This is a genomic window from Neisseria sp. P0022.S010 (assembly GCF_051956635.1).
On sequence record NZ_JBQCXF010000286.1, the window covers coordinates 1 to 3,733 of the forward strand.

The 3,733-nt window shown below is 51.3% G+C and carries 3 protein-coding genes and 1 pseudogene; 1 reads left to right on the top strand and 3 read right to left on the bottom strand.

Going from position 1 to position 3,733, the window contains the following annotated elements; all coding sequences use genetic code 11:
• The first annotated feature begins 118 nt into the window (after positions 1-118).
• Positions 119-1,612 carry a surface lipoprotein assembly modifier gene (locus ACTHUT_RS15435; protein ID WP_250600078.1) on the top strand — a complete coding sequence of 498 codons (1,494 nt, stop codon included), beginning with the start codon at positions 119-121 and terminating at the stop codon, positions 1,610-1,612.
• Positions 1,613-1,740: 128 nt separating this feature from the next.
• Here ACTHUT_RS15435 and ACTHUT_RS15440 read toward each other — a convergent pair.
• From ACTHUT_RS15440 to ACTHUT_RS15450, 3 genes and pseudogenes are all read right to left on the bottom strand, one after another.
• A pseudogene (locus ACTHUT_RS15440) lies at positions 1,741-2,307 on the bottom strand (glycogen/starch/alpha-glucan phosphorylase); the annotation flags it as partial.
• Between the two features lie 14 nt (positions 2,308-2,321).
• Positions 2,322-2,951 carry a 4-alpha-glucanotransferase gene (locus ACTHUT_RS15445; RefSeq protein ID WP_250600076.1) on the bottom strand — a complete coding sequence of 210 codons (630 nt, stop codon included), beginning with the start codon at positions 2,949-2,951 and terminating at the stop codon, positions 2,322-2,324.
• Between the two features lie 216 nt (positions 2,952-3,167).
• The gene (locus tag ACTHUT_RS15450; protein WP_003683125.1) at positions 3,168-3,650 is read right to left on the bottom strand and encodes an FKBP-type peptidyl-prolyl cis-trans isomerase; all 483 of its coding nucleotides are present in this window, start codon (positions 3,648-3,650) and stop codon (positions 3,168-3,170) included.
• Between the last annotated feature and the right edge of the window lie 83 nt (positions 3,651-3,733).

Below are 3,733 nucleotides of genomic sequence, written 5' to 3' on the forward strand. Positions count from 1 at the left end.
GGCATAAATATACTGCGGCTGACCTGTTTCCGAAGTGCCGTGCAAACCTGCATTGCCTTGCGGAATTTCTGTTTTTACTTCTTTCAGACGGCCTCCCCGCCCCAAAGGACCCCATCACATGACCCACCGCCTCTGCCTGCTTTTCCTGCCGCTCTGTACGGTCTGCCTTGCCGCCCCGTCCGACGATGCCGCGGACGAACGCCGCCGCCTGCTGGACGAAAGCGGCCGCCAAACGCAGCAATACCGCGAAAGCGGTTGGCTGGACACGAAACAGGCACACGGGGAAGCGGAGGAAAACGACGGCTACATCATGATAGACGGTACAGTCTACCAAGTCGGCGACACGGCGGAAGAGTTGGAAAGCGCGATTTACCACGCCCTCAACGCGCGGCAGTGGCACAAGGTGCGGCAGTTCGCCGCCCGCTACGCCAAACTGCCCCGGCACAAACCCGCGCTGATTCATTTGGCCGATGCGCTGCAAAAACGGGACGAAGGGGATTTCCGCGCGGCGGGGAACAGTTTTCAGACGGCCTTGGAAGCCGAACCCGACAACCCGCGCCTGCTGCTCGAAGCGGGGCGGTTTTATGCCGAAGACAACCAAAACAAAGAGTCCGCCGCCGCGTTTGAGAAAGTTCTGAAAACGGACATTCCCGCAGAAACCCGCCCCATCGTGGAAAACTACCTGTCCGAACTGGGCAAACGCCGCCGTTGGCACGGCCAAATCAGCCTCGGCTACGGCTACAACAGCAATGTAAACCAAGGCAACGGCATCAGCCAATGCGTGTGGGAAATCGCGGGCATGTGCCTGATGGAGCGCACCCTGCCCGCGCCAACGGATTCGACCTTCTCATCCTATAGCGCGACCGCCGAAAAAACCGTCCCGCTCAAAGGGCATCACGGCGTACAGGTGCGCGGTGTGCTGTACGGCAACCGCTACACGGAAAAAGACAAAGATTCGGCAGCCATGCCGGATTACGGCTATCACAACGGTTCGCTGTACGCGGGATACGCCTATGCCGACGCACGCTCCTCCTTTTCCCTGCTGCCCTATTTCGAATACGACTTCCGCAACCGCCACACCCACTACCGCGCATGGGGTGCGGATGCCGACTGGTCGCACACACTCTCCCCACGCTGGCGCATTAACTCACATGCCGGAGCAAAAAAGACCGGATACAGCGGACAAAACAAAGATTATTTTGCCGACTATAAGCAATACGAACTGGGCGTAGGGGCAGAATTTTCTCTTACACCCAAAAGCGGACTGTTCGCCAACTTCGATGCCGCACGCAAAGCCTATCCCGAAAAATCCTCTTCCAGCAAAGAATATACGACACGGCTGGGAGCGTATAGTTTTTTTTCAAGCGGTACTTACCTCAACGCCATCCTGCTCTACCGCCGCAGCCTGTATGACGCGGCAAGTTTCGTCAGCGATAACAAACGGCGGCGCGACAAGCAATACATCATGATGGCTGCGGCGGGTTTTCCTCAATGGAATATCAAAGGCGTATATCCCGAACTGCGTTTCAGGCGAACAATCGCACACAGCAACGCGGTGTATTACCGCTACCGCCAAAACGAATGGCTGTTGGGTTTTAAATATCGGTTTTAAATTGAGTCATTTAGAAATACGCTAAAACAGCGATATAACCATGCTGTTTTACTCGTTTCTATATCATGCCGTCTAAAAAAAGCCGATACACCTTTCCGATGTATCGGCTTTCGCTATCTGCTTAACGCTTAATTTCTGCCGGGCAATTCTTTTTCACTCAATGGTTTGATGTACCAAATATCGCGGCAGTAGTCGGCGATGGAGCGGTCGGATGAGAAGAAGCCCATGTTGGCGATGTTGATCAAGGCTGATTTGCGCCATGCGGATACGTTGCGGTAGTGTTCGTCCGCTTTGTATTGCGTGTCAATGTAGCTGCGGAAATCCGCCATCAGCTGATAGAAGTCGCCGTATGGTTGCAACACGTCGTTGTAGCGGTTTGGCTCTTCCGGAGAGAAAGTGCCTTGGCTGATTTGATTGACGACGCGGCGCAGGTCGCTGTCTCGCTCGATATAGCTCAACGGGTCGTAACCGTTGTGGCGGATTTCTTCGACTTGTTCTACGGTGTTACCGAAGATATAGCAGTTGTCCGCGCCGACTTTTTCCAAAATCTCAACGTTCGCGCCGTCCAGCGTACCCATACAGATTGCGCCGTTGAGGGCAAATTTCATGTTACTGGTACCGGATGCTTCCGTACCTGCCAGTGAGATTTGTTCGTGCAAATCGGCGGCAGGAATGATGATTTGTGCAAGGCTGAGTAAATCGGATTAAGCTATTCGCGCGAAGAAGGGCTATACGGGCTGGCAAAGGCAGGCTTGCTGGTAAACAAGGCGTGCAAAGGGTTGATACCGACAAAATCCAGCTTTTTCTCTGCCGCATATTTCATCAGGTTCAGCAAATCGGTAAAGTCGCCTATACCCCAGTTGCGCTCGGAACGCAGGCTGTACAAATGCATGGTCAAACCATTCATCCGACCGCCATTGGCAAGCAGTTTGGGTTGGTAAACCGATTCAGGCGCAACAATCAGGCGTACAAGGAAACATTTTCCGCCGGTCTCGGCCGACAAAGTGTAATAACCGCAAGCCAGTTGGGGCAGCTTAATCCAAAGCGTATCGTTGTCGCCCGGATATAAAGTCAAGGTCCGGCACTCATCCGCCTCATCAATCAATACGACCGCTTCCGCACCATGAAATTCAGACGGCATCTGTAAAGATTCTTCGCCGTTTTCATGCGCGACCATCGTATTCAGATAAAGGCCGTCTGAATCCGGTTTGCTTTTGTCCAAAACAGCAACGATCGATTCCAACACTTCAGGTTTGGTCGCATGATATGTACCGTTGATGTCGTGGTAGCCTAAATCAATACCGGCCTCTACAGCCTGCTGCTCCAATATTTCACTCATTGCATTCTGCCTGTTTTACCAATATCTGAATCTTAATACAGATTGTGTCGCACCGTTACATGTAATTCATTGTAATCTCTAACAAAATCCATATTTCCCTGTTTGATTTGACCTGCGCCAAAATTTCCTATTTATCTGTCTTGTAAAAACTTAAGGCCGTCTGAAAAGGAAGGTTTCATTCCTTTTCAGACGGCCTTTATCATGCTTCAAGCCTGATTAGTGGTGGTGATGACCGTGTGGGCCATGTACGTGACCGTGGGCAATTTCTTCCTCGGTCGCATCGCGCACACCTTCAACGGTCGCTTTGAACAATACTTTCATACCGGCCAAAGGATGGTTGCCGTCCACTACGGCTTTACCGTCGGCAACATCGGTTACACGATAAATCAATACATCGCCTGTTTCCGGATCATCGGCTTCAAACATCATGCCGACTTCAACTTCAACAGGAAATACGCTGACATCTTCAATACGCACCAGCTCAGGATCTTGCTCTCCGAAGGCATCATCAGGAGACAAAGCCACTTCAACAGTATCGCCTACATTTTTGCCGTGCAACGCTTCTTCCACCAAAGGGAAAATACCGTCATAACCGCCATGCAGGTAAGCAATCGGCTCTTCAGTTTTGTCCAACAGCTGGTTGTTTGCATCGTACATTTCATAATGCAGGGAAACTACGGAATTTTTAACAATAGACATCATGTCGTCCTTAATCAATATTTAAAAGTCAAGTTCAGGCTATTCTATCACAGCTGTAACTAAACAATCGGCTTACCTTAAAC

What these genes read in the sequence shown, in the direction of transcription:
- ACTHUT_RS15435 (WP_250600078.1), top strand. Translation starts at nt 119, where the DNA reads ATGACCCACCGCCTCTGCCTGCTTTTCCTGCCGCTCTGTACGGTCTGC.
- ACTHUT_RS15445 (WP_250600076.1), bottom strand. Translation starts at nt 2,951, where the DNA reads ATGAGTGAAATATTGGAGCAGCAGGCTGTAGAGGCCGGTATTGATTTA.
- ACTHUT_RS15450 (WP_003683125.1), bottom strand. Translation starts at nt 3,650, where the DNA reads ATGTCTATTGTTAAAAATTCCGTAGTTTCCCTGCATTATGAAATGTAC.